This window comes from Streptomyces sp. R-07 (genome assembly GCF_049913175.1).
Classification (GTDB): Bacteria; Actinomycetota; Actinomycetes; order Streptomycetales; family Streptomycetaceae; genus Streptomyces.
In genome coordinates, this window is sequence record NZ_CP183978.1 from 2,234,001 (window position 1) to 2,252,476 (window position 18,476).

Below are 18,476 nucleotides of genomic sequence, written 5' to 3' on the forward strand. Positions count from 1 at the left end.
GGCCCCCGGTCCGGGCGGTCCCCGGCCCCGGCGGTCCCCGGCCCCGGCGGTCCCGGTCCCGGCGGTCCCGGTCCCGGCGGCCCCCGGTCCGGGCGGTCCCCGGTCCCGGCGGCCCCCGGTCCGGGCAGTCCCGGTCCCGGCGGCCTTCACGCGGTCACGTCACTCGTCCGGCGTCTGGTCCTTCCCGGCGGATTCGTGCCAGCGGGGGTCCGTCTCCCACTCCAGGTTCCGCTCGCGGGCGGTCTCCATGGCGTGGGAGGCCTCCTCACGGCTGGCGTACGGGCCGAAGCGGTTCTTCGCCGGGCACTCGGGGCCCTCCTCGACCTTCTTGTGCTCCAGGCAGTAGTACCACTCGCCCGGTTTGCCCACGGTGCGCTTCTTGAACAGGGCCATCGTCTTCGGCTCCTTCCTTCGGGACCATGCTGCCCCAGACCCGGTCGTTAGACTCGCTGGCATGTCTGGCCAGTCGCTTCTCGTACCGGGGGAACTCTCCCCCCACCGCTCCGTCCCGGGCTCCATCCGCCGTCCCGAGTACGTCGGGAAGCCCGCACCGGCCCCGTACACCGGGCCCGAGGTGCAGGATTCCGACACCATCGAGCGGATGCGGATCGCCGGCCGCATCGCCGCGCAGGCGATGGAGGAGGCCGCCAAGCACATCGCCCCGGGTGTCACCACCGACGAGCTCGACCGGGTCGCGCACGAGTACATGTGCGACCACGGCGCCTACCCGTCCACGCTGGGCTACCGCGGCTTCCCGAAGTCGCTGTGCGCCTCGATCAACGAGGTCATCTGCCACGGCATCCCGGACTCCACCGTCCTGCGCGACGGCGACATCGTGAACCTGGACGTCACCGCGTTCATCAACGGCGTCCACGGCGACAACAACGCCACCTACCTCTGCGGTGACGTCGACGAGGAGTCGCGGCTGCTCGTCGAGCGCACCCGGGAGTCCCTGAACCGGGCCATCAAGGCGGTGCGTCCGGGCCGCCAGATCAACATCATCGGGCGGGTCATCGAGTCGTACGCCAAGCGCTTCGGCTACGGGGTCGTGCGCGACTTCACCGGGCACGGCATCAACTCGTCGTTCCACTCCGGCCTGATCGTGCCGCACTACGACTCGCCCCACCACACCACCGAGATCAAGACCGGCATGACGTTCACGATCGAGCCGATGCTGACGCTCGGCACCCACGACTACGACATGTGGGACGACGGCTGGACCGTGGTGACCAAGGACCGGAAGCGGACCGCGCAGTTCGAGCACACGCTCGTGGTGACCGAGAACGGGGCGGAAATCCTTACGTTGCCCTGAGCCCCCGAGTGGGTAGCGTTTTACCGACAGGACGTCGGGAACCAGTTGACTTAGGTAAGCCTAACTTGGCAGCATCGTCGCTGGTTCCCGTCCCATCGGTCACGGAGGCACGCCTTGGACACGCCCTTCTCGACGCTCATCCGCACGGCCTCGCACGAGCAGCACACGGAGGCGGAGACCTCGTCGTTCATGGGCGACCTGCTGGGCGGACGGCTGGGCGTCGACGCGTACGCGCGCTACACGGAGCAGCTCTGGTTCGTGTACCGGGCCCTGGAGGAGGGCGCCGAGGCGCTGCGCGAGGACCCGGTGGCGGGGCCGTTCATCCAGCCCGAGCTGTTCCGCACGGCCGCCCTGGAGCAGGACCTCACCCATCTGCGCGGCCCGGGCTGGCGCGCCGCGCTCTCCCCGCTGCCCGCCACCGCCGCGTACGCCGAGCGGGTCGCCGCGTGCGCCCGCGACTGGCCCGCGGGCTATGTGGCCCACCACTACACGCGCTACCTGGGCGACCTGTCGGGCGGTCAGATCATCCGCGACAAGGCGGAGCGGACCTGGGGCTTCGACCGCAAGGGTGACGGCGTCCGGTTCTACGTCTTCGAGGGGATCTCCAACCCGGCCGCCTTCAAGCGGGCGTACCGGGAGCTGCTCGACGGGGTGAACGCCGACGACCTGGAGAAGCAGCGGATCGTCGACGAGTGCAAGCGCGCCTTCGACTTCAACAGCGCGGTCTTCCGGGAGCTGGGCGGGGAGTACCCCCTCAGCGCGTGAGGCCCGCCCCGCCGCTCAGCGCCTGAGGCCCGCCCGCCCGCCTGCTCAGCGCGTGAGGGTGCCTTCCAGGCGGACCCGTCCGCCCAACTCCACGATGCCGTCGGGGCCGGGGGCCGTGAGCAGCTGCGAGCCCCGGCCCTGCGTGATGTTCAGGGCCCGGCCGAGCTCCGCCGTGAGGAGCAGCGCCGCCGCCCCGGTCGCCTCGTCCTCGTCGATGCCGTCGCCGCGCCCCGGGAACGCCCGCGCCCTGATGCGGCCCGCAGCCTCCTCCTCCCAGGCCCAGGCGTAGATCCACTCCCCCGGCTCGGGCACTTCGAGCGCGTCCACCTCGGCGACGGAGGCGTACTGGCGCAGGGTGCGGGGCGGCGCCCACTCGGCGCGCGCCTCGATCCAGGTGAACTCCCCGTCGCCGCGCACCCACACCTCGCCGGCCGGCGGATGGACGACCTCCAGGTCGAGCAGCCAGGCGGTGCCGACGAGCGGGTGTCCGGCGAACGGCAGCCGCAGGCCGGGCGTGTAGATGTCGACGATCCCGCGCTCCGGGTCGTCCACGAACACCGTCTCGCTGAAGCCGAGTTCCTTGGCGAGCGCCTGCCGGGAGGACTCGTCGGGGTGGGTACGGGCGTCCCGTACGACTCCGAGACGGTTGCCGTGCCGGCCGTCGCCCGCACAGAAGACCCTGAGGACGTCGATGTCAGTGGCGGTCGTGTTCATGGCGGAATTGAATCACTCGCCGCAGGTCGGCAGGGGCTGCACCGCCCCCTTCCCGTCCCGACACCACCCTTCCCCCGTTCCGGCGCCGCCCTTCCCCCGCCCCCGTACCGCCCTTCCCCCGGCCGCATACCGGCACGTAACGAGAAACGGGACAATTCACCCTCCTTGACCCGCCCTTGACCAAGCCATGAGAAGCCCGTGGAGAGGCCGTGATCCGGCCGTGTCCGGCCCGCCCGGCCTGAGAGCTGAATCACTGGACGGGTGGGTATTGCTGAGGTAAGCCTCGGTTAAGTTAGGTCCGCCTCAGTCCCGTCCCCGCGTTCCTGGAGTCCTCATGCGAGCCGTACGCCTCTCCGTCGTCACCGCCGCCGCGACAGCGGCCGCTCTGACCGCCGTCACGGGCTGCGCCGAGAAAAGCGACTCCAAGGCGGCGGACGACACCATCACCGTCGTCGCCAAGGACGACTCCTGCGAGGTCTCGAAGAAGGAGTTCCCGGCCGGCCACGTGAAGCTGGCCGTCGAGAACCGCGGCTCCAAGATCACCGAGGTCTACGTCCTCTACCCGGACGACCGGATCGTCTCCGAGCGCGAGAACATCGGCCCCGGCACCAAGGCCGCGCTCACCGCCGAGATCAAGGCCGGCGACTACGAGATCGCCTGCAAGCCCGGCATGAAGGGCGAGGGCATCCGCCAGCAGGTCAAGGCCACCGGCAAGGGCGCCGCGTCCGCCAAGCGCTCCCCCGAGATGGACGCGGCCGTCGCCGCCTACCGCCAGTACGTCCAGGCGCAGGCCGACGAGACCCTCCCCAAGGTGAAGGTCTTCACCGACGCCGTCCGCGCCGGTGACGTCGAGGCCGCCAAGAAGGCCTACGCCGACTCCCGCATCGGCTGGGAGCGCACCGAGCCGGTCGCCGAGTCCTTCGGCGACATCGACCCCAAGGTCGACGTCCGCGAGGACGGCCTGGAGGACGGCCAGGACCCGGCGAAGGACTGGACCGGCTGGCACCGCCTGGAGAAGGCCCTCTGGCAGGACAAGAAGGTCGGCGACCGCGAGAAGCAGCTCGCCGACCTCCTCGACAAGGACCTCGCGGACTGGGTGAAGCGGGTCGGCAAGGCCGAGATCACCCCCACCTCCATGGCCAACGGCGCCAAGGAGCTCCTGGACGAGGTCGCCACCGGCAAGGTCACCGGCGAGGAGGAGCGCTACTCGCACACCGACCTCGTCGACTTCAAGGCGAACGTCGAGGGCGCGCAGAAGTCCTTCGAGCTGCTCAAGCCGGTCGCCACGAAGAACGACCCGAAGCTCGTCGCCGAACTCGACAAGCAGTTCGCCGCGCTGAACACGCTGCTCGACAAGTACCGCACGGACAAGAGCGGCTACGTCTTCACCTCGTACGACAAGGTCGGCAAGCCCGAGCGCAAGGAGCTCTCCGACGGCGTCAACGCGCTGGCCGAGCCGCTCTCCAAGCTCGCCGCCGCCGTCGTCAAGTAGTCGTCGAGTCACGAGAGACGGGGAAACGAACATGTCCGAGGACACCCAGGAGCAGACCGCGGCCGTCGAGACGGCCGCCCCCTCCCGTCGCAAGGTCATCGGCTGGGGCGGTGCCGGGCTCGCGCTCGGTGCCGCCGCGGCCGGCGGCGCCGTCGCGCTGACCCGGGACGGCGACACCACCGCCCCGGTCGCCGACAGCGGCGGGGCCGTGCCCTTCCACGGCCCGCACCAGGCCGGCATCGCCACCGCCGTGCAGGACCGGCTGCACTTCGCGTCCTTCGACGTGAAGACGACCGACCGCGCGGAGCTGATCCAGCTCCTCAAGGACTGGACGCGGGCCGCCGAGCGCATGACGGCCGGCGCCGAGGTCGGCGAGGGCGCCTACGGCGGTCTGCCGGAGGCCCCGCCGGACGACACGGGCGAGGCCCTCGGTCTCAAGCCCTCCCGTCTCACCCTCACCATCGGCTTCGGCCCCTCGCTCTTCGACGGGCGGTTCGGGCTGAAGGACAAGCGGCCCGGGGCCCTGGTGGATCTGCCCAAGTTCCCGGGCGACAACCTGGACCCGGCGCGCAGCGGCGGCGACCTCTGCGTCCAGGCCTGCGCGGACGACCCGCAGGTCGCCGTGCACGCCATCCGCAACCTCGCCCGGATCGGCTTCGGCAAGGTCGCGGTGCGCTGGTCGCAGCTGGGCTTCGGCAAGACGTCCTCGACGACCCCGGACGCCCAGACCCCGCGCAACCTCTTCGGCTTCAAGGACGGCACCCGCAACATCGCGGGCACCGAGACCGAGCGGCTCGCGAAGCACGTGTGGGTCTCCGGCAAGGACGCCGAGGGCGGCGCGGCCTGGATGGACGGCGGCTCGTACCTCGTCGCCCGCCGCATCCGCATGAACGTCGAGACCTGGGACCGCACCCCGCTGGCCGAGCAGGAGGACATCTTCGGCCGCGACAAGCGCGAGGGCGCCCCGGTCGGCAAGGCCAAGGAGCACGACGAGCCGTTCCTGAAGGCGATGAAGCCGGACTCCCACGTCCGGCTCGCCCACCCGGACAGCAACCACGGGGCGACGATCCTGCGCCGCGGCTACTCCTTCACGGACGGCACGGACGGCCTCGGCCGTCTGGAGGCGGGCCTGTTCTTCCTGGCGTACCAGAAGGACGTCCGTACGGGCTTCATCCCGGTGCAGACCTCGCTGGCCCGCGCCGACGCCCTCAACGAGTACACCCAGCACGTGGGTTCCGCGCTGTTCGCGGTTCCGCCGGGCGTCCAGGACAAGGACGACTGGTGGGGCCGGGCGCTGTTCGCGTAACTCTTCACGTATCCCAGGGAGGGAGCCGACGTGTTCGGTAACTATCTGATCGGCCTGCGCGAGGGCCTCGAAGCCAGCCTCGTCGTCTGCATCCTCATCGCGTACCTGGTGAAGACCGGGCGCCGGGACGCGCTGAAGCCGATCTGGATCGGCATCGGCGTGGCCGTCGGCGTGGCCCTGGCCTTCGGCGCGGGCCTGGAGTTCGGCTCCCAGGAGCTGACCTTCGAGGCGCAGGAGGCGCTCGGCGGCTCGCTGTCGGTCCTCGCCGTGGGCCTGGTGACCTGGATGGTCTTCTGGATGCGGCGCACGGCCCGGCACCTCAAGGCGGAGCTGCACGGGAAGCTGGACGCGGCCCTGCAGATGGGCACGGGCGCGCTCGTGGCCACCGCCTTCCTGGCGGTGGGCCGCGAGGGCCTGGAGACGGCGCTCTTCGTGTGGGCGTCGGTCCGGGCCTCCTCGGACGGCACGTACGCGCCGCTGACCGGGGTCCTCCTCGGTCTGCTCACCGCGATCCTGCTCGGCTGGCTGTTCTACCGGGGCGCGCTGAAGATCAACCTGGCGAAGTTCTTCACCTGGACCGGCGGGATGCTGGTCGTGGTGGCGGCGGGCGTGCTCGCGTACGGCGTGCACGACCTCCAGGAGGCCCGCTTCCTCGGCGGCCTCGCGAACAAGGCCTTCGACATCTCGGCGACGATCCCGCCGGACAGCTGGTACGGCACGCTCCTCAAGGGCGTCTTCAACTTCCAGCCGGATCCGACGGTCCTTCAGGTCACGGTGTGGGCGCTGTATCTGATCCCGACGCTCGCGCTGTTCCTGGCCCCGATAGGGTCGGGTCCGTCCGTGCGGGTGAAGAAGCAGAAGGCGACCGATGAGAAGGCTGAGGCTGAGGCGAGCGCCGGGACGACCGCTTGAGCGGCTGACGGCGCGGCCCACGAGGTTCCTCGCCGCGACGGCGGCGGCGACCGTCCTGTCGCTGACGGCGAGCGGCTGCGTGACCGTGCACGGCGAACTGGCGCTGCTGCCGCCGGCGACGAAGACCGAGGCCGCGCAGGCCCTCGCGGACTTCACGGCGGCCTACAACCGGGCCGACAAGGCCTATGACCCGGCCCTGGACGCGGGCAGGGTCACCGGCCCGCTCGGGGCGATCAACCAGGCGGGCCTGCGCGCGCGGTCGATCAACACGCCCGGCGGCAACCCGGACCACCAGCCCCTCGCGCTGACCGACGCGCGGTTCGTGCTTCCCCGGAAGGCGGGCTGGCCGCGCTGGTTCGTCGCGGACACCGCGTCCAACCGGGGCTCCGGCGACCAGCGCTGGCTCCTGGTCTTCCTGCGCAACGGGCCGGACCAGCTGTGGGAGGCCGCCTACCTCTCGATCCTCCCCCGGGGCGACGTACCCGAGTTCGCCGAGGAGGAGGGGTACGCGGTGCCGGTCGCCGCGGACACCGACGCGCTCTCGGTCGCGCCCGGGGACCTCGGCGGGAAGTACGTCGCGTACCTCAAGGACGGGCGGGCGGGGACGTTCGCGCCGGGCCTGCACACCACGGAGTGGCGGGCACAGCGGCAGAAGGCCGCCAAGCGGCCGGGCATGGCCACCCAGTACATCGACCGGGTCACGGACCAGGGGGACTTCGCGCCGCTCGGGCTGCGGACCCGGGACGGCGGCGCGCTCGTCTTCTTCGCGACCCGGTACTTCGAGCGGCAGACGGCGGCGAAGGGCTACCGGCCGAAGGTCGGCGCCGACACCAAGGCGCTGCTGACCGGCGAGGTCAGGAACACGGTCACCCGGGAGTGGGTGTCCAGCCAGGCGGTCCTGGTGAAGCCGGCGGGCACGGAGCGGAACGGGGTCACGATCGCGGGCCGGCTCCAGGGCGTGGTGGGCGCGGAGGGCTCGTAACGCCCCCTTCCGGAGGGATCGAAGCCCGCCTCCCGCCGGCCCCGGCCGGCGCCCCGGGCTCAGCGCGTGAGCGGCCAGGCGATCTCGTGGGCCGTGTGCTCGCCGTCCCCGTCCGCCTCGCGCTCCGCCGCGTGGCGGGCGCAGGCGTCCTGGAGGGTCTCCAGGAGGTTCAGCGGGTCGGGCAGCGGATGCTCGGGGCCGCGGACCCAGGCGACGACCGGGTGGGCGTCCTCGTCCCCGGGGAGCCGGGCCGGCGGTACGAGGACGTAGCTGCCGCGGCAGTGCCAGCGCAGCCCCGGGTGCTCGTCCATGGTCTCCGGGTGGCAGTCCAGCTCACACGGCCACCACTCGTCCTCGTCCTCGGGGGTGCCGCGGGTGGCGGTGAAGAAGAGCATGCGCCCGCCGACGGTGTCGACGTCGGCGGACTCGGCGACGGGCCCGACCTCGACGCCCTCGGCGAGGAGGCGCTCCAGGGCGGCGCGGCCGGCGGCCAGCGGGACGTCGAGGACGTCGTGAACCATGCCGGTGGCGGTGACGAAGTTCGCCTCGGGCTCGTTGCGGGCCCAGCGCTCGATCTGGGCGCGGTCGGTGGTCGACTGCGTCTGCCAGGCGAAGGAGACGGGGTGCCGGGCGGGGGTGGGACAGCCGATCCGCTCACAGGAACAGCTGTAGCCGACGGGGTACGCGGCGGGGGCCAGGGGCAGCCCGGCGGCGGCGACGGCCAGGAGCAGCTTCTCGCGGTCGTTCTCGTCGTCGGCCGCGGTGCGTTTGGGGCGCCTGCGCAGCCACTGCGCGAGTTTGCTCTCCGTGCCGCGGTAGCGGCCGATGCCGTCGCCCATCTATCCCCTCACACCTCATGCTCGCCCGTTCGGCTCTGCCCATGGTCCCACCATCCTGCGCCCCGGGTGACCGGAGTGCGGAACCGGGGTGGTCGCGGGGGTCAGGAGCGGGGGGCGAGGCCGCGCAGGGCGAGGTCGACGAGGGTGTCGGTGTAGGCGTGGGTGAGCGGCTGGGTGCGGTGGATCCAGCGGTGGTGGAGCGGTCCGACGAGGAGTTCGACGGCGACGCGGGGGTCCACCGCCGGGTCGATGTCGCCCTTGGCCTGGGCGGCCTCGATGCGGCGGACGTAGTACCGGAGCTGGGGTTCGAGCAGGGCCTCGGTGAAGCGGGCGCCGAGCTCGGGGTCGACGATGCCCTCGGCGGCGAGGGCGCGGGTGGGGCCGTCGAAGGCGGGGTCGGTCATCTCGTCGACGGTGGCGCGCAGGACGTACTTGAGGTCGGCGGCGAGGTCCCCGGTGTCGGGGATCTCACTCTCGGCGTCGCCTCCGAGGGCTTCGTTGGCCCGGACGGCGAGGTCGAGGAAGGCGTCGAGGAGGACGGCCGCCTTGGAGGGCCACCAGCGGTAGATGGTCTGCTTGCCGACACCGGCGCGGGCGGCGATGCCCTCGATGGTGGTCTTGGCGTAGCCGGTCTCGGAGACGAGGGCGAGGGCGGCGTCGAAGATGGCGCGGCGGGAGCGCTCGCTGCGGCGGGAGGCGTCGGGGGCGGCCTTCGCGGGCCTGGTCTCGGACATGACCCCAATCTAGCAGCGAACGAGACGCCACGTCTCGCCTCTTGCGCGTGCTCCGAACCACCCGAACGGTCCACAGCGCGGAGCCCGCCGAAAGCGGACCATGGGGTCCACCGATCGTCCACAGATCATCGGCCGTTCCGTCCGAACCGTCCGTGAGGAGCCTTCATTGCGCCCCACTCCGCGCACGTCCTCGCCCCGCCGTTATCTGATGTGCCCACCCACGCATTTCACGGTGACGTACTCCATCAACCCCTGGATGGACCCCACGAAACCGGTCGACCTGCCGCTCGCCCTCGCCCAGTGGGAGGACCTGCGCGACCGCTACCGCTCGCTCGGCCACACCGTCGAGCTCCTGCAGCCCGACCCGGCGCTGCCGGACATGGTCTTCGCGGCGAACGGCGCGACGGTCGTCGAGGGCCGGGTCCTCGGCGCGAAGTTCGCCTACCCGGAGCGGGCCCGCGAGGCCGACGCCCACCTGTCCTGGTTCCGCAGGAACGGTTGGGCGGACGACGCCGTGCGCGTCCCGGAGCACGTGAACGAGGGCGAGGGCGACTTCGCCGTCACCGCCTCCTGGATCCTCGCCGGCCGCGGCTTCCGCTCCAGCCCGCTCTCCCACGACGAGGCGCAGGAGTTCTTCGGCCGCCCGGTGATCGGCCTGGAGCTGGTGGACCCGCGCTACTACCACCTGGACACGGCGCTGTGCGTCCTGGACGACGCCCGGGACGAGGTCATGTACTACCCGGACGCCTTCTCCCCCGGCAGCCGCGCGGTGCTCGCCCGGCTCTTCCCGGACGCCCTGATCGCGACCGGCCCGGACGCGGCGGCCCTCGGCCTCAACGCGGTGAGCGACGGCCGGAACGTCCTGCTCCCGCAGGCGGCGGTGGGCCTCTTCGAGCCCCTCCGCGCCCGCGGCTTCGAGCCGGTCGGCATGGACCTGGGCGAACTCCTCAAGGGCGGCGGCAGCGTGAAGTGCTGCACCCAGGAGCTGCGCCCCTAGGCGTCCTCGGCCGGGGGCCAGGAGTCGCCCCACTCGGCGTCACGGGCCTGCTTGTACAGGGGCCCGTGCCGCTTGGTGACCGTGTCACGGCCCAGCCCCTCGGGACCGCAGAGCTCCAGGAGCACCAGTCCCTTGCGGGTCTGCGGCTTGCGGATGATGCGGGAGGAGGCCGGGGTGACAGGGAAACGGACGGCCGCCACGTACGCGTACTTCTCGTCCTCGTACGGCAGGGAGCCGCCCTTGACCTTCCGGTGCAGCGAGGAGCGGCTCACCCGGGCGGAGAAGTGGCACCAGTCCGTGCCGGGCACGATCGGGCAGGCCCCGCTGTGCGGGCAGGGCGCGGCGACGGTGAAGCCGGCGTCGATCAGCAGGGTGCGGGCCGCGATGATCCGCTCGTAGCCGTCCGGGGTGCCGGGCTCGACGATCACGACGGCCTGCGCCGTGCGGGCCGCCTCGGTGACGAGCGCCGTCCGGTCGGCCTCGGTCAGCTCCTTGAGGACGTACGAGACGGTGACCAGGTCGGTGTCGGCCAGGCGCAGCGCGCCGCCGATCCGCTCGCGCCGCCACTCGGCGTCGAAGACCCCGGCCGCCAGCTCGCGGCCGAGCGTGAGGGCGGGCTCCGCCCAGTCGAGGACGGTGGTGCGGGGCGGCTCGTCCTCCCAGGCCTCGGCGACGGCCCAGCTCGCCGCGCCCGTGCCGCCGCCGACGTCGGTGTGGGTGCGCGGCTCCCAGTCGGGCGCGGCCTCCCGGAGGGCGTCGAGGGCGCCCCGTACCGCCTCGAAGGTCGCCGGCATCCGGTACGCGGCGTACGCGGCGACGTCGGAGCGGTCGCGCAGCACGGGGGCGTCCGTCGGGGTGGTGCCCCGGTAGTTGGCGATCAGCCGCTCGACGGCCTGGGCCGCCCGGTTGGGCGGCAGCCCGTCGAGGAGCGCGGCGAGAGCGGCGCGCAGGGAGTCGGCGGAGGGAGCTGAGGCGTTCACCGAACCAGTCTAGGCGGCCGGGACCTGCGCCTTGGCGGCCTGCCAGGGGCGGCAGAGGCCCAGGAAGCAGGCGAGGGCGAGGACGGCGCAGCCGAGCTGGACGACCGCCATGGGGACGGCCGTCTGCTCGCCGGCGATGCCGACGAGGGGGGAGGCGAGGGCGCCGATGAGGAAGGAGGAGGTGCCGAGGAGGGCGGAGGCGGAGCCGGCGGCGTGCGGGGTGCGCATCAGGGCCTGGGCGTTGGTGTTGGGCATGGCCAGGCCCATCGCGGACATGAGGACGAAGAGTCCGGCGGCGATGGGGACGAGGCCGGTCTCGCCGAAGACGCCGGTGGTCATGAGGGTCAGGGCGAGTCCGGCGAGCAGGATGAGGCCGAGGCCGAGGCCGAGCGCCTTGTCGAGGCTGACGCGGCCGACGAGGAGCTTGCCGTTGACCTGGCCGACGGCGACGAGCCCGATCGAGTTGAGGCCGAAGAGCAGGCTGAAGGTCTGCGGGGAGGCGCCGTAGATCTCCTGGACGACGAACGGCGAGGCCGAGATGTACGCGAAGAGGGCGGCGAAGGCGAGGCCGCCGGTCAGCATGTAGCCGGTGAAGACCCGGTCGGCGAGGAGTCCCCGCATGGTGCGCAGGGCCTGTCCGACCCCGCCCTCGTGGCGCCGCTCGGGGGGCAGCGTCTCGTGGAGGAAGCGCCAGACGACGACGGTGAGCAGGACGCCGATCACGGTGAGGACGTGGAAGACGCCCCGCCAGTCGGTGAGCCGCAGGATCTGGCCGCCGATGAGCGGGGCGATGATCGGGGCGACGCCGGAGATCAGCATGAGGGTGGAGAAGAAGCGGGCCATCTCGACGCCGTCGTACAGGTCGCGGACGACGGCGCGGGCGATGACGATGCCGGCGGCGCCGGCGAGGCCCTGGAGCAGCCGGAAGCCGATGAGCAGTTCGGCGGTGGGTGCGAGGGCGCAGACGGCGGTGGCGAGGACGTACACGGCCATGCCGATGAGCAGCGGGCGCCGGCGTCCCCATTTGTCGCTCATGGGGCCGACGACGAGCTGGCCGAGGGCCATGCCCGCGAGGCAGGCGGTGAGGGTGAGCTGGACGGTGGCGGCGGGGGCCCTCAGGGCGCCGGTGACCTCCGGCAGTGCCGGGAGGTACATGTCCATGGAGAGCGGGGGGAGGGCGGTGAGCCCGCCCAGGACGAGGGTGACGAGGAGCCCCGTCCGCCGGGCGGCGGTGACGACCGGGGCGGTTTCGGTTATGTGTCCTTGTGTTGTTCTGGGGCCGCTCTCCGGCATCGACTGCTCCATTTCGTTGAATCCTTGCCTATGCTCTCAGCTCGACCGGGATGGTCGAGACCTTTGGGGTGGGGATGGACGCGAACAGGACAGTGCGCTGGGGAATCCTGGCGACCGGCGGAATAGCGGAACGGTTCACCACGGACCTGCTGACGCTCGACGGCGCCGAGGTCGTCGCGGTGGCGTCCCGCACGGACGCGTCGGCGAAGGCCTTCGCCGACCGGTTCGGGATTCCGCGGGCGTACGGGGAGTGGGCCGGGCTCTTCGCCGACGAGGACGTCGACGTGGTGTACGTGGCGACTCCGCATCACGCGCACCGCACGGCGGCCGGCCTCGCCCTGGAGGCGGGCAAGGCGGTGCTCTGCGAGAAGGCTCTCACGCTCAACGCCCGCGAGGCGGAGGAACTGGTCGGCCTCTCCAGGGACCGCGGCCTCTTCCTGATGGAGGCCATGTGGATGTACTGCCACCCGCTGATCCGGCGGATCGCCGAGCTCGTGCGCGACGGGGCGATCGGCGAGGTCCGCACCGTCCAGGCGGACTTCGGGCTCGCGGGCCGCTTCGACGCCGGCCACCGGCTGCGGGACCCGGCGATGGGCGGCGGGGCGCTGCTCGACCTGGGGGTGTACCCGGTGTCGTTCGCGCAGCTGCTGCTCGGCGAGCCGTCCGCGGTCCACGCGCACGCGCTGCTCTCGCCGGAGGGCGTCGACCTGAACACGGGCATGCTGCTGGGCTGGGACTCCGGCGCGTCGGCGCTGCTGTCCTGCTCGCTCGGCGCGGACACACCGCTGACGGCCTCGGTGACCGGCACGGAGGGCCGGATCGACGTCCCGCGCGGCTTCTTCTTCCCCGAGCGGTTCACGCTGCACCGCGACGGCCGGGAGCCGGAGGAGTTCGTGACGGAGGACGACCCGCACTCCTTCCGGCACGAGGCCACCGAGGTGATGCGCTGCCTGCGGGCGGGCGAGACGGAGTCCCCGCTCGTGCCGCTCGACGGTTCGCTCGCGGTGATGCGGACGCTCGACGCGGTACGGGACCGCGTCGGCGTCCGCTACCCGCAGGAGGCCGTCGTCTCTCCGTAGCAGCCGGGTCCGCCACCCCTCCGAGCTCGCGGCTACGCGGGCGTGAGGCCCGGGTTGCCCGCCTCCGTGACGAGGGAGCCGGCCGTGGTGACGGGGGCGCCCGGGGTCGTGACGTAGGGGACGGCACGGAAGTCGGCGCGGGCGCTGTCCGTGCCGAGCTCCACCGTCACGTACCCGCGCCGCCCGCTGTAGAGCTTCACGTGCGGGTTGGCCTGGGTGATCCGGTCGTAGTTGGACGGCCGGTCGGCGCCGTTCCTCCCGCTGGTGATCGAGGTGGCGACGATCTCCGTGCCGACGGTCCGGGAGCCCGGGTCCCGGAAGTCGGCCTTGATGTCGAGGCCGATGCCGACGTGGACGTCGCCGGTGAGCACCATCAGGTTCTCGACACCGGCGGCCTCCGCGCCCGCGAGGATCCGCTGCCGGGAGGCCCGGTAGCCGTCCCAGGCGTCCATGGAGACCGTGTAGTCGGCGGTGGGCCGGTCGCGCCGCTCGGCGAGGACGACCTGCTGCGGCAGCACGTTCCAGCGGGCGTCGGAGGCACGCCAGCCGTCGAGCAGCCAGCGCTCCTGGGCGGCACCGGTCAGGGTGCGGGCCGGGTCGTCGATCTCGGGGCCCGGGGCGTGCCAGCCGTCCCCGTACGCCTGGTCGGAGCGGTACTGGCGGGTGTCGAGGATGTCGAACTGGGCGAGCCGCCCGAAGCGCAGCCGCCGGTACATCCGCATGTCGGGGCCCTCGGGCTGCTGCGGGCGGCGCAGCGGCTGGTGCTCCCAGTAGGCGCGGTAGGCGGCGGCGCGCCGGAGCAGGAACTCCTCCGGCGGGACGCCGTCCTCGGAGATGTCGCCCGCGTAGTTGTTCTCGGTCTCGTGGTCGTCCCAGGTGACGACGAAGGGGTGGGCGGCGTGCGCGGCGCGCAGGTCGGGGTCGGACTTGTAGAGCGCGTAGCGGAGCCGGTAGTCCTCCAGGGTGAGCGTCTCGCGGTCGAAGACGGCCGGGAGGGTGCGGTCGGTGTAGGCGCGGGCGCCGCCGGTGGCGTTGACGGCGTACTCGTACAGGTAGTCGCCGAGGTGGAAGACGACGTCGAGGTCCTCCTCCGCGAGGTGGCCGTAGGCCGTGAAGTAGCCGTCGTGGTAGGCCTGGCAGGAGACGGCGGCCAGCTTCAGCCCGCTGTTGTCGGCGCCGGGGGCCGGGGCGGTGCGGGTGCGGCCGACGGGGCTGGTCCAGTCGCCGACGCGGAAGCGGTAGAAGAAGACGCGGCCGGGGTCGAGGTGGTCGACCTCGACGTGGACGGTGTGGCGGAACGCGGGGTGCGCGGTGGCGCGGCCGCGCCGGGCGATCCGGGTGAACCGCTCGTCGTGGGCGAGCTCCCAGTGCACGGAGATCCGGTTGTCGGGCATGCCGCCCCCGGGCTCGAAGGGGCGGGGCGCGAGGCGGGTCCAGAGCAGCACGGAGCCCGGCAGCGGGTCGCCCGAGGCCACCCCCAGGGTGAACGGGTCCTCCGTGACACGCCGGCCGTCGAGCTCGGCGGCTGCCGCGGCGCCGGCCGCGGGCAGCTGGGTGGCGAAGGCGAGCGCGGCGGCCGCACCGGTGACGGTGAGGAACCGGCGGCGCCCGAAGTGACGTGCTGCGGCGCGGAGTTCCTCGGAGTGGTTCTGTACGTGGTCCATGTGCCCCTCCCCAGACGGATGCTGTCCTTCCGTCATTCGAAGGGGAGGGAGCGACCTCCCATTGTCGAGTACAGAACATCCACGTGTCGGACGGATGAGTTCATGGGGCACACGTCTCGCGTACGCTGCGCGCCCATGAGCATCGCAGTGGTGACGGGAGCCGGCTCGGGCATCGGCCGGAGCGTGGCGCTGGCCCTCGCGGCGGCCGGCTGGCAGGTGGCCCTGGCGGGCCGCAGGGCGCAGGCCCTGGAGGAGACGGCCGCGGCCCTCCCGGCCGGCGACTTCCTGTGCGTCCCCACGGACGTGACCTCGGACGGGGAGGTCACGGCCCTCTTCGCGGCGGTACGGGACCACTGGGGCCGGGTCGACCTGCTCTTCAACAACGCCGGTACGTTCGCGGGCGGCGGCACCCCCGTCGAGGACCTGGCCCCGGACACCTGGCGGGCGGTCGTGGACGTCAACCTGACGGGCGCGTTCCTGTGCGCGCAGGCCGCCTTCCGCACGATGAAGGACCAGTCGCCGCAGGGCGGCCGGATCATCAACAACGGCTCGATCTCCGCGCACGTGCCGCGCCCGCACTCGATCGCGTACACGGCGACGAAGCACGCGATGACGGGCCTGACGAAGTCCCTGTCCCTCGACGGCCGCCCGTACCGGATCGCCTGCGGTCAGCTCGACATCGGCAACGCGGCGACGGAGATGACGGCCCGCATGCAGACCGGCATCCTCCAGGCCAACGGGCAGCTGGCGGCGGAACCGGTGATGGACGCGGCGGACGTGGCGGCGACGGTGGTGCACATGGCGGCCCTGCCGCTGGAGGCGAACGTCCAGTTCGCGACGGTGATGGCGACGGCGATGCCGTACATCGGCCGGGGGTGAGACACCCCGTGCCCTCCTTCGGCCGGGGGTGACACACCCCCGGCCGCCCGGTCAGGCCTGCCCGGTCTCGAACCGGGAGATCCTGCCGCCGTCGACGGTGAACTGCCACTTGGTCCGCATCGCGCCCCAGGTGTCGTTCCGATAGGTGGCGACGAGCGCCCGCCCGCCGTCGGCCTCGGACTCGACGTCCATGTGCCCGCGCGAGGAGAACGCCTCCCGGTCGAGCCACTCCTGCAGATTGCGGTCGGAGCCGTCGTCGGACATGGTCGCGCCGGGCGCCAGAAGGTCCATGACGGCCGAGCGGTCGTTGGCGTTGAGGGCCGTGACGAACGCGCGCACGGTCGGGTCGCTGAGCTGGTTCACGGGGATGGTCATGCCCCACCCGTACACCGCCCACGGCCCCGCCCCGGGGAACGGGGCCGTGCGGATGCCACCTACCGGCGCGCGGGCTCGGCCACCTGGGCCAGCAGGGCGGCCGACTCCTGCGGCGCGAGGACCCGCTCGAACACCAGCTCACCGGTCATGCCGGGGAAGAACCGCCCGGCGGGCCAGCTCCGCTGGTACGACGGCGGATCGAGGACGACGAGGCGCACCCCGTCCACGACCGGGATGTCGGAGGGGTTGCCCTCGTTCCAGATCCACTCGCCGTCGGCGCCGACCAGGTTGAAGGAACCGGTGGTCGGCGTCTGACCGGGCTTGTCGCGGCACATCGCGACGGCCTCGGCGGAGGGCGCCTCGCCCGGGAGGTGCCCGCCGCCGACGAGGGCGTCGGCGAGGAGCGTGTGCAGCTGGAAGTTGTCGCCGATGCCGGACCCGCGCAGCGCGAAGCCGGTGCCGGTGGCACGGTCGATCGCGACGAACGGTTCGTCGTCGAGGACGACGAGGGCGTACGCGAGGCACTTGAACGGCTCGTCCGTCAGCGCCTGGACCCGCGCCACGGCCTCGCGCAGCTCGGCCCTTCCGGGCGTGTTCCGTCGTACGGCCGGGGAGTTGAGCATCGCCACGCAGGCCATCTCGTACTGCGGGAGCGACTGCCAGGCCATGACCGGCTCGAAGCCGATCCGCTCGAAGTCCGCCTCCTCCAGCCCCTCGCCCTCGTGGCTCGGGAGCTCGCCGCGCCCGGCGGCGGCCCAGCGTTCGCAGAAGACGGCGGCGGCCTCGAAGGCCTCGCGCGCGGCCGTGAGGACGGCGGGGGCGCAGGCCGCCGGGTCGGCGCCCCGCTCGACACAGGCCCCGATCACCACGGCGACGACCGAACGGGGCCCGGGCGGCACCTCGGACAGAACGGCGGCGAGACGCGGGCCCGCCTCGTGGAGCTCCGCGTCCTTGGCCTTCCCGACCGTGCCGGTCAGCTGCCCGAAGGCCTTCTCGGCGGCGTCCGCGTCCTGGGCCCGTACGGCCGACTCGAAGGCTGCCACGGCGGCGGGAAGCCGCCCACGTCCGAATATCATCCGCGCACCCTAACGGACCGGCCGGTCAGGACCAGTCGCAGGCCTTGCCGTCGCCGTCGCGGTCGAGGCCCGAGCGGTAGCCGGGCTGGCCGCGGTAGATGGGGGCCCTGCCGGCGGCGCGGACGGCGTCGCAGTTCTTGTAGTAGGCGAGGCCACCGCCGCCGGACCCGCCGGAATCAGAGCCTCCCGAGCCGCTTCCGTTTCCGTCTCCGCTTCCGTGCCGGTCCGGGTCCGGGTCCGGGTTCAGGTGGGCGTAGTCCTCGGAGGGGCAGGAGAGACCGGGGCGTGCGAGGGAGAGCCGTACGGACATGTACCGCGGGCGTTCGACGTCCTCGCCCGCCTCCGGGTCCTGGAAGCAGATCCGCCAGTCGTCGTGACCGGCCGCCAGGTCGACGTCCGTGTACACACTGGCGCCCGTGATCTCGGTCAGGCCCACCTTCCGGAGTTCCGCCGAGCCCTTCGCGAAGGTCTTGCCGACGACGTTCGGCACCTTGGGGAACACCACGGCCTCACCGTCCCGCGCCGGGCAGGGACTGGTCTTCTCGACGACGGCGAACTCGATCCGGCTCCGCCGCCCTTCGTCGGCCGTGACCGTCTCCCCCGCCGCCGGCTCCTGGAAGCACACCTTCCAGTTGCCGTCGACGAGCTGCGTCTTGTCGTCCTCGGTGGCGTCGTGCGACCGCGTCCGGAACCCGGCCCCGTACGCGGCCCTCGACGCGGTCTCCAGGTTCTGGCCGGTGTAGTCGGCGACCACCCGCCGCACGGTCGGGCGCGGCGTCGGGGTGGGCGGGGTGTACGGGGTGAAGGACGGGAACGCGCCGACCCGCGGCTTGGCATCGGCCACCGCCGGCCGGTCCGCCGGCGGATCGCTCAGGCCCACGGCCACGAACCAGACGCCGGAGAGGACGGTCGCGAGGACCTTCCGGCCCGGCGACCAACCGCTCCGCCACGCGAGCAGGATGCCCACGGGCGGGACGAAGACCAGGCAGAGGACGACGAACTCGGGCCGCCGCCACCACCGTTCCCGTACCGGCCCCCTGTCCGGCGACACGCCCACGCGACCCTGCCCCTCCCTGC

19 protein-coding genes are annotated in these 18,476 nt (G+C 72.6%); 9 read left to right on the plus strand and 10 right to left on the minus strand.

All coding sequences use genetic code 11. From position 1 onward, the window contains the following. Nucleotides 1-159 precede the first annotated feature (159 nt). Nucleotides 160-393 carry a hypothetical protein gene (locus ACN9M0_RS09990; RefSeq protein ID WP_366038000.1) on the minus strand — a complete coding sequence of 78 codons (234 nt, stop codon included), beginning with the start codon at nucleotides 391-393 and terminating at the stop codon, nucleotides 160-162. A 61-nt stretch (nucleotides 394-454) separates the two neighbouring features. Here ACN9M0_RS09990 and map point away from each other — a divergent pair, with 61 nt between their 5' ends. Continuing rightward, nucleotides 455-1,312, plus strand: a complete 858-nt coding sequence (gene map, locus ACN9M0_RS09995; protein WP_366037999.1) for a type I methionyl aminopeptidase — start codon at nucleotides 455-457, stop codon at nucleotides 1,310-1,312. A gap of 114 nt (nucleotides 1,313-1,426) precedes the next feature. Next, complete coding sequence (locus ACN9M0_RS10000; RefSeq protein ID WP_366037998.1) at nucleotides 1,427-2,077, plus strand: heme oxygenase (biliverdin-producing); 651 nt, start codon at nucleotides 1,427-1,429, stop codon at nucleotides 2,075-2,077. Nucleotides 2,078-2,122: 45 nt separating this feature from the next. Here ACN9M0_RS10000 and ACN9M0_RS10005 read toward each other — a convergent pair whose 3' ends face one another. After that, on the minus strand, nucleotides 2,123-2,791 hold the full coding sequence (locus tag ACN9M0_RS10005; protein WP_426403452.1) for a PhzF family phenazine biosynthesis protein: 669 nt from the start codon (nucleotides 2,789-2,791) through the stop codon (nucleotides 2,123-2,125). Between the two features lie 334 nt (nucleotides 2,792-3,125). On the opposite strand from ACN9M0_RS10005, the gene efeO reads away from it, so the two are divergent. Genes efeO through ACN9M0_RS10025 form a run of 4 tightly spaced genes read left to right on the plus strand, consistent with a single transcriptional unit; the run spans nucleotide 3,126 to nucleotide 7,483 of the window. After that, on the plus strand, nucleotides 3,126-4,283 hold the full coding sequence (gene efeO, locus ACN9M0_RS10010; protein ID WP_366037995.1) for an iron uptake system protein EfeO: 1,158 nt from the start codon (nucleotides 3,126-3,128) through the stop codon (nucleotides 4,281-4,283). Between the two features lie 31 nt (nucleotides 4,284-4,314). Beyond that, entirely contained in the window at nucleotides 4,315-5,589 is a 1,275-nt protein-coding gene (efeB, locus tag ACN9M0_RS10015) for an iron uptake transporter deferrochelatase/peroxidase subunit (RefSeq protein ID WP_366037994.1), read from the plus strand. Nucleotides 5,590-5,619: 30 nt separating this feature from the next. Continuing rightward, complete coding sequence (efeU, locus tag ACN9M0_RS10020) at nucleotides 5,620-6,501, plus strand: iron uptake transporter permease EfeU (RefSeq protein WP_366037993.1); 882 nt, start codon at nucleotides 5,620-5,622, stop codon at nucleotides 6,499-6,501. Beyond that, nucleotides 6,458-7,483, plus strand: coding sequence for a hypothetical protein (locus ACN9M0_RS10025; RefSeq protein ID WP_366037992.1), 1,026 nt, complete (start codon nucleotides 6,458-6,460; stop codon nucleotides 7,481-7,483). The genes efeU and ACN9M0_RS10025 overlap by 44 nt, the downstream gene beginning before the upstream one ends. Before the next feature lie 59 nt (nucleotides 7,484-7,542). On the opposite strand, the gene ACN9M0_RS10030 is transcribed toward ACN9M0_RS10025, so the two are convergent. Together ACN9M0_RS10030 and ACN9M0_RS10035 are read right to left on the minus strand one after the other, a co-directional pair. After that, the gene (locus tag ACN9M0_RS10030) at nucleotides 7,543-8,322 is read right to left on the minus strand and encodes a bifunctional DNA primase/polymerase (protein WP_366037991.1); all 780 of its coding nucleotides are present in this window, start codon (nucleotides 8,320-8,322) and stop codon (nucleotides 7,543-7,545) included. 101 nt (nucleotides 8,323-8,423) lie between these two features. Next, entirely contained in the window at nucleotides 8,424-9,056 is a 633-nt protein-coding gene (locus ACN9M0_RS10035; RefSeq protein WP_426403453.1) for a TetR/AcrR family transcriptional regulator, read from the minus strand. Nucleotides 9,057-9,222: 166 nt separating this feature from the next. On the opposite strand from ACN9M0_RS10035, the gene ddaH reads away from it, so the two are divergent. Next, nucleotides 9,223-10,053, plus strand: a complete 831-nt coding sequence (ddaH, locus tag ACN9M0_RS10040) for a dimethylargininase (RefSeq protein WP_366037989.1) — start codon at nucleotides 9,223-9,225, stop codon at nucleotides 10,051-10,053. Here ddaH and ACN9M0_RS10045 read toward each other — a convergent pair. Further along, nucleotides 10,050-11,033: a small ribosomal subunit Rsm22 family protein gene (locus tag ACN9M0_RS10045; protein WP_426403454.1), complete on the minus strand. Its 984-nt coding sequence runs from the start codon at nucleotides 11,031-11,033 to the stop codon at nucleotides 10,050-10,052. The two genes, ddaH and ACN9M0_RS10045, sit on opposite strands and share 4 nt — an antisense overlap. Nucleotides 11,034-11,042: 9 nt before the next feature. Beyond that, entirely contained in the window at nucleotides 11,043-12,326 is a 1,284-nt protein-coding gene (locus tag ACN9M0_RS10050) for a Bcr/CflA family multidrug efflux MFS transporter (protein WP_426405293.1), read from the minus strand. 74 nt (nucleotides 12,327-12,400) lie between these two features. On the opposite strand from ACN9M0_RS10050, the gene ACN9M0_RS10055 reads away from it, so the two are divergent. Continuing rightward, nucleotides 12,401-13,405 carry a Gfo/Idh/MocA family protein gene (locus tag ACN9M0_RS10055; protein ID WP_366037987.1) on the plus strand — a complete coding sequence of 335 codons (1,005 nt, stop codon included), beginning with the start codon at nucleotides 12,401-12,403 and terminating at the stop codon, nucleotides 13,403-13,405. Nucleotides 13,406-13,437: 32 nt separating this feature from the next. Here ACN9M0_RS10055 and ACN9M0_RS10060 read toward each other — a convergent pair whose 3' ends face one another. Beyond that, entirely contained in the window at nucleotides 13,438-15,069 is a 1,632-nt protein-coding gene (locus ACN9M0_RS10060) for an alkaline phosphatase D family protein (RefSeq protein ID WP_426403455.1), read from the minus strand. Nucleotides 15,070-15,171: 102 nt separating this feature from the next. On the opposite strand from ACN9M0_RS10060, the gene ACN9M0_RS10065 reads away from it, so the two are divergent. After that, the gene (locus tag ACN9M0_RS10065) at nucleotides 15,172-15,948 is read left to right on the plus strand and encodes an SDR family oxidoreductase (protein ID WP_366037985.1); all 777 of its coding nucleotides are present in this window, start codon (nucleotides 15,172-15,174) and stop codon (nucleotides 15,946-15,948) included. A gap of 51 nt (nucleotides 15,949-15,999) precedes the next feature. Here the strand turns inward: ACN9M0_RS10065 and ACN9M0_RS10070 are convergent, their stop codons facing one another. The 3 genes from ACN9M0_RS10070 to ACN9M0_RS10080 are packed head-to-tail and all read right to left on the minus strand — an operon-like array spanning nucleotide 16,000 to nucleotide 18,450. Further along, complete coding sequence (locus tag ACN9M0_RS10070) at nucleotides 16,000-16,323, minus strand: nuclear transport factor 2 family protein (protein WP_366037984.1); 324 nt, start codon at nucleotides 16,321-16,323, stop codon at nucleotides 16,000-16,002. A gap of 59 nt (nucleotides 16,324-16,382) precedes the next feature. After that, nucleotides 16,383-17,399 carry a hypothetical protein gene (locus tag ACN9M0_RS10075; protein ID WP_399701487.1) on the minus strand — a complete coding sequence of 339 codons (1,017 nt, stop codon included), beginning with the start codon at nucleotides 17,397-17,399 and terminating at the stop codon, nucleotides 16,383-16,385. 25 nt (nucleotides 17,400-17,424) lie between these two features. After that, a complete protein-coding gene (locus ACN9M0_RS10080) occupies nucleotides 17,425-18,450 on the minus strand; it encodes an excalibur calcium-binding domain-containing protein (protein WP_426403456.1) in 1,026 nt (341 codons plus the stop codon). Nucleotides 18,451-18,476: the final 26 nt, after the last annotated feature.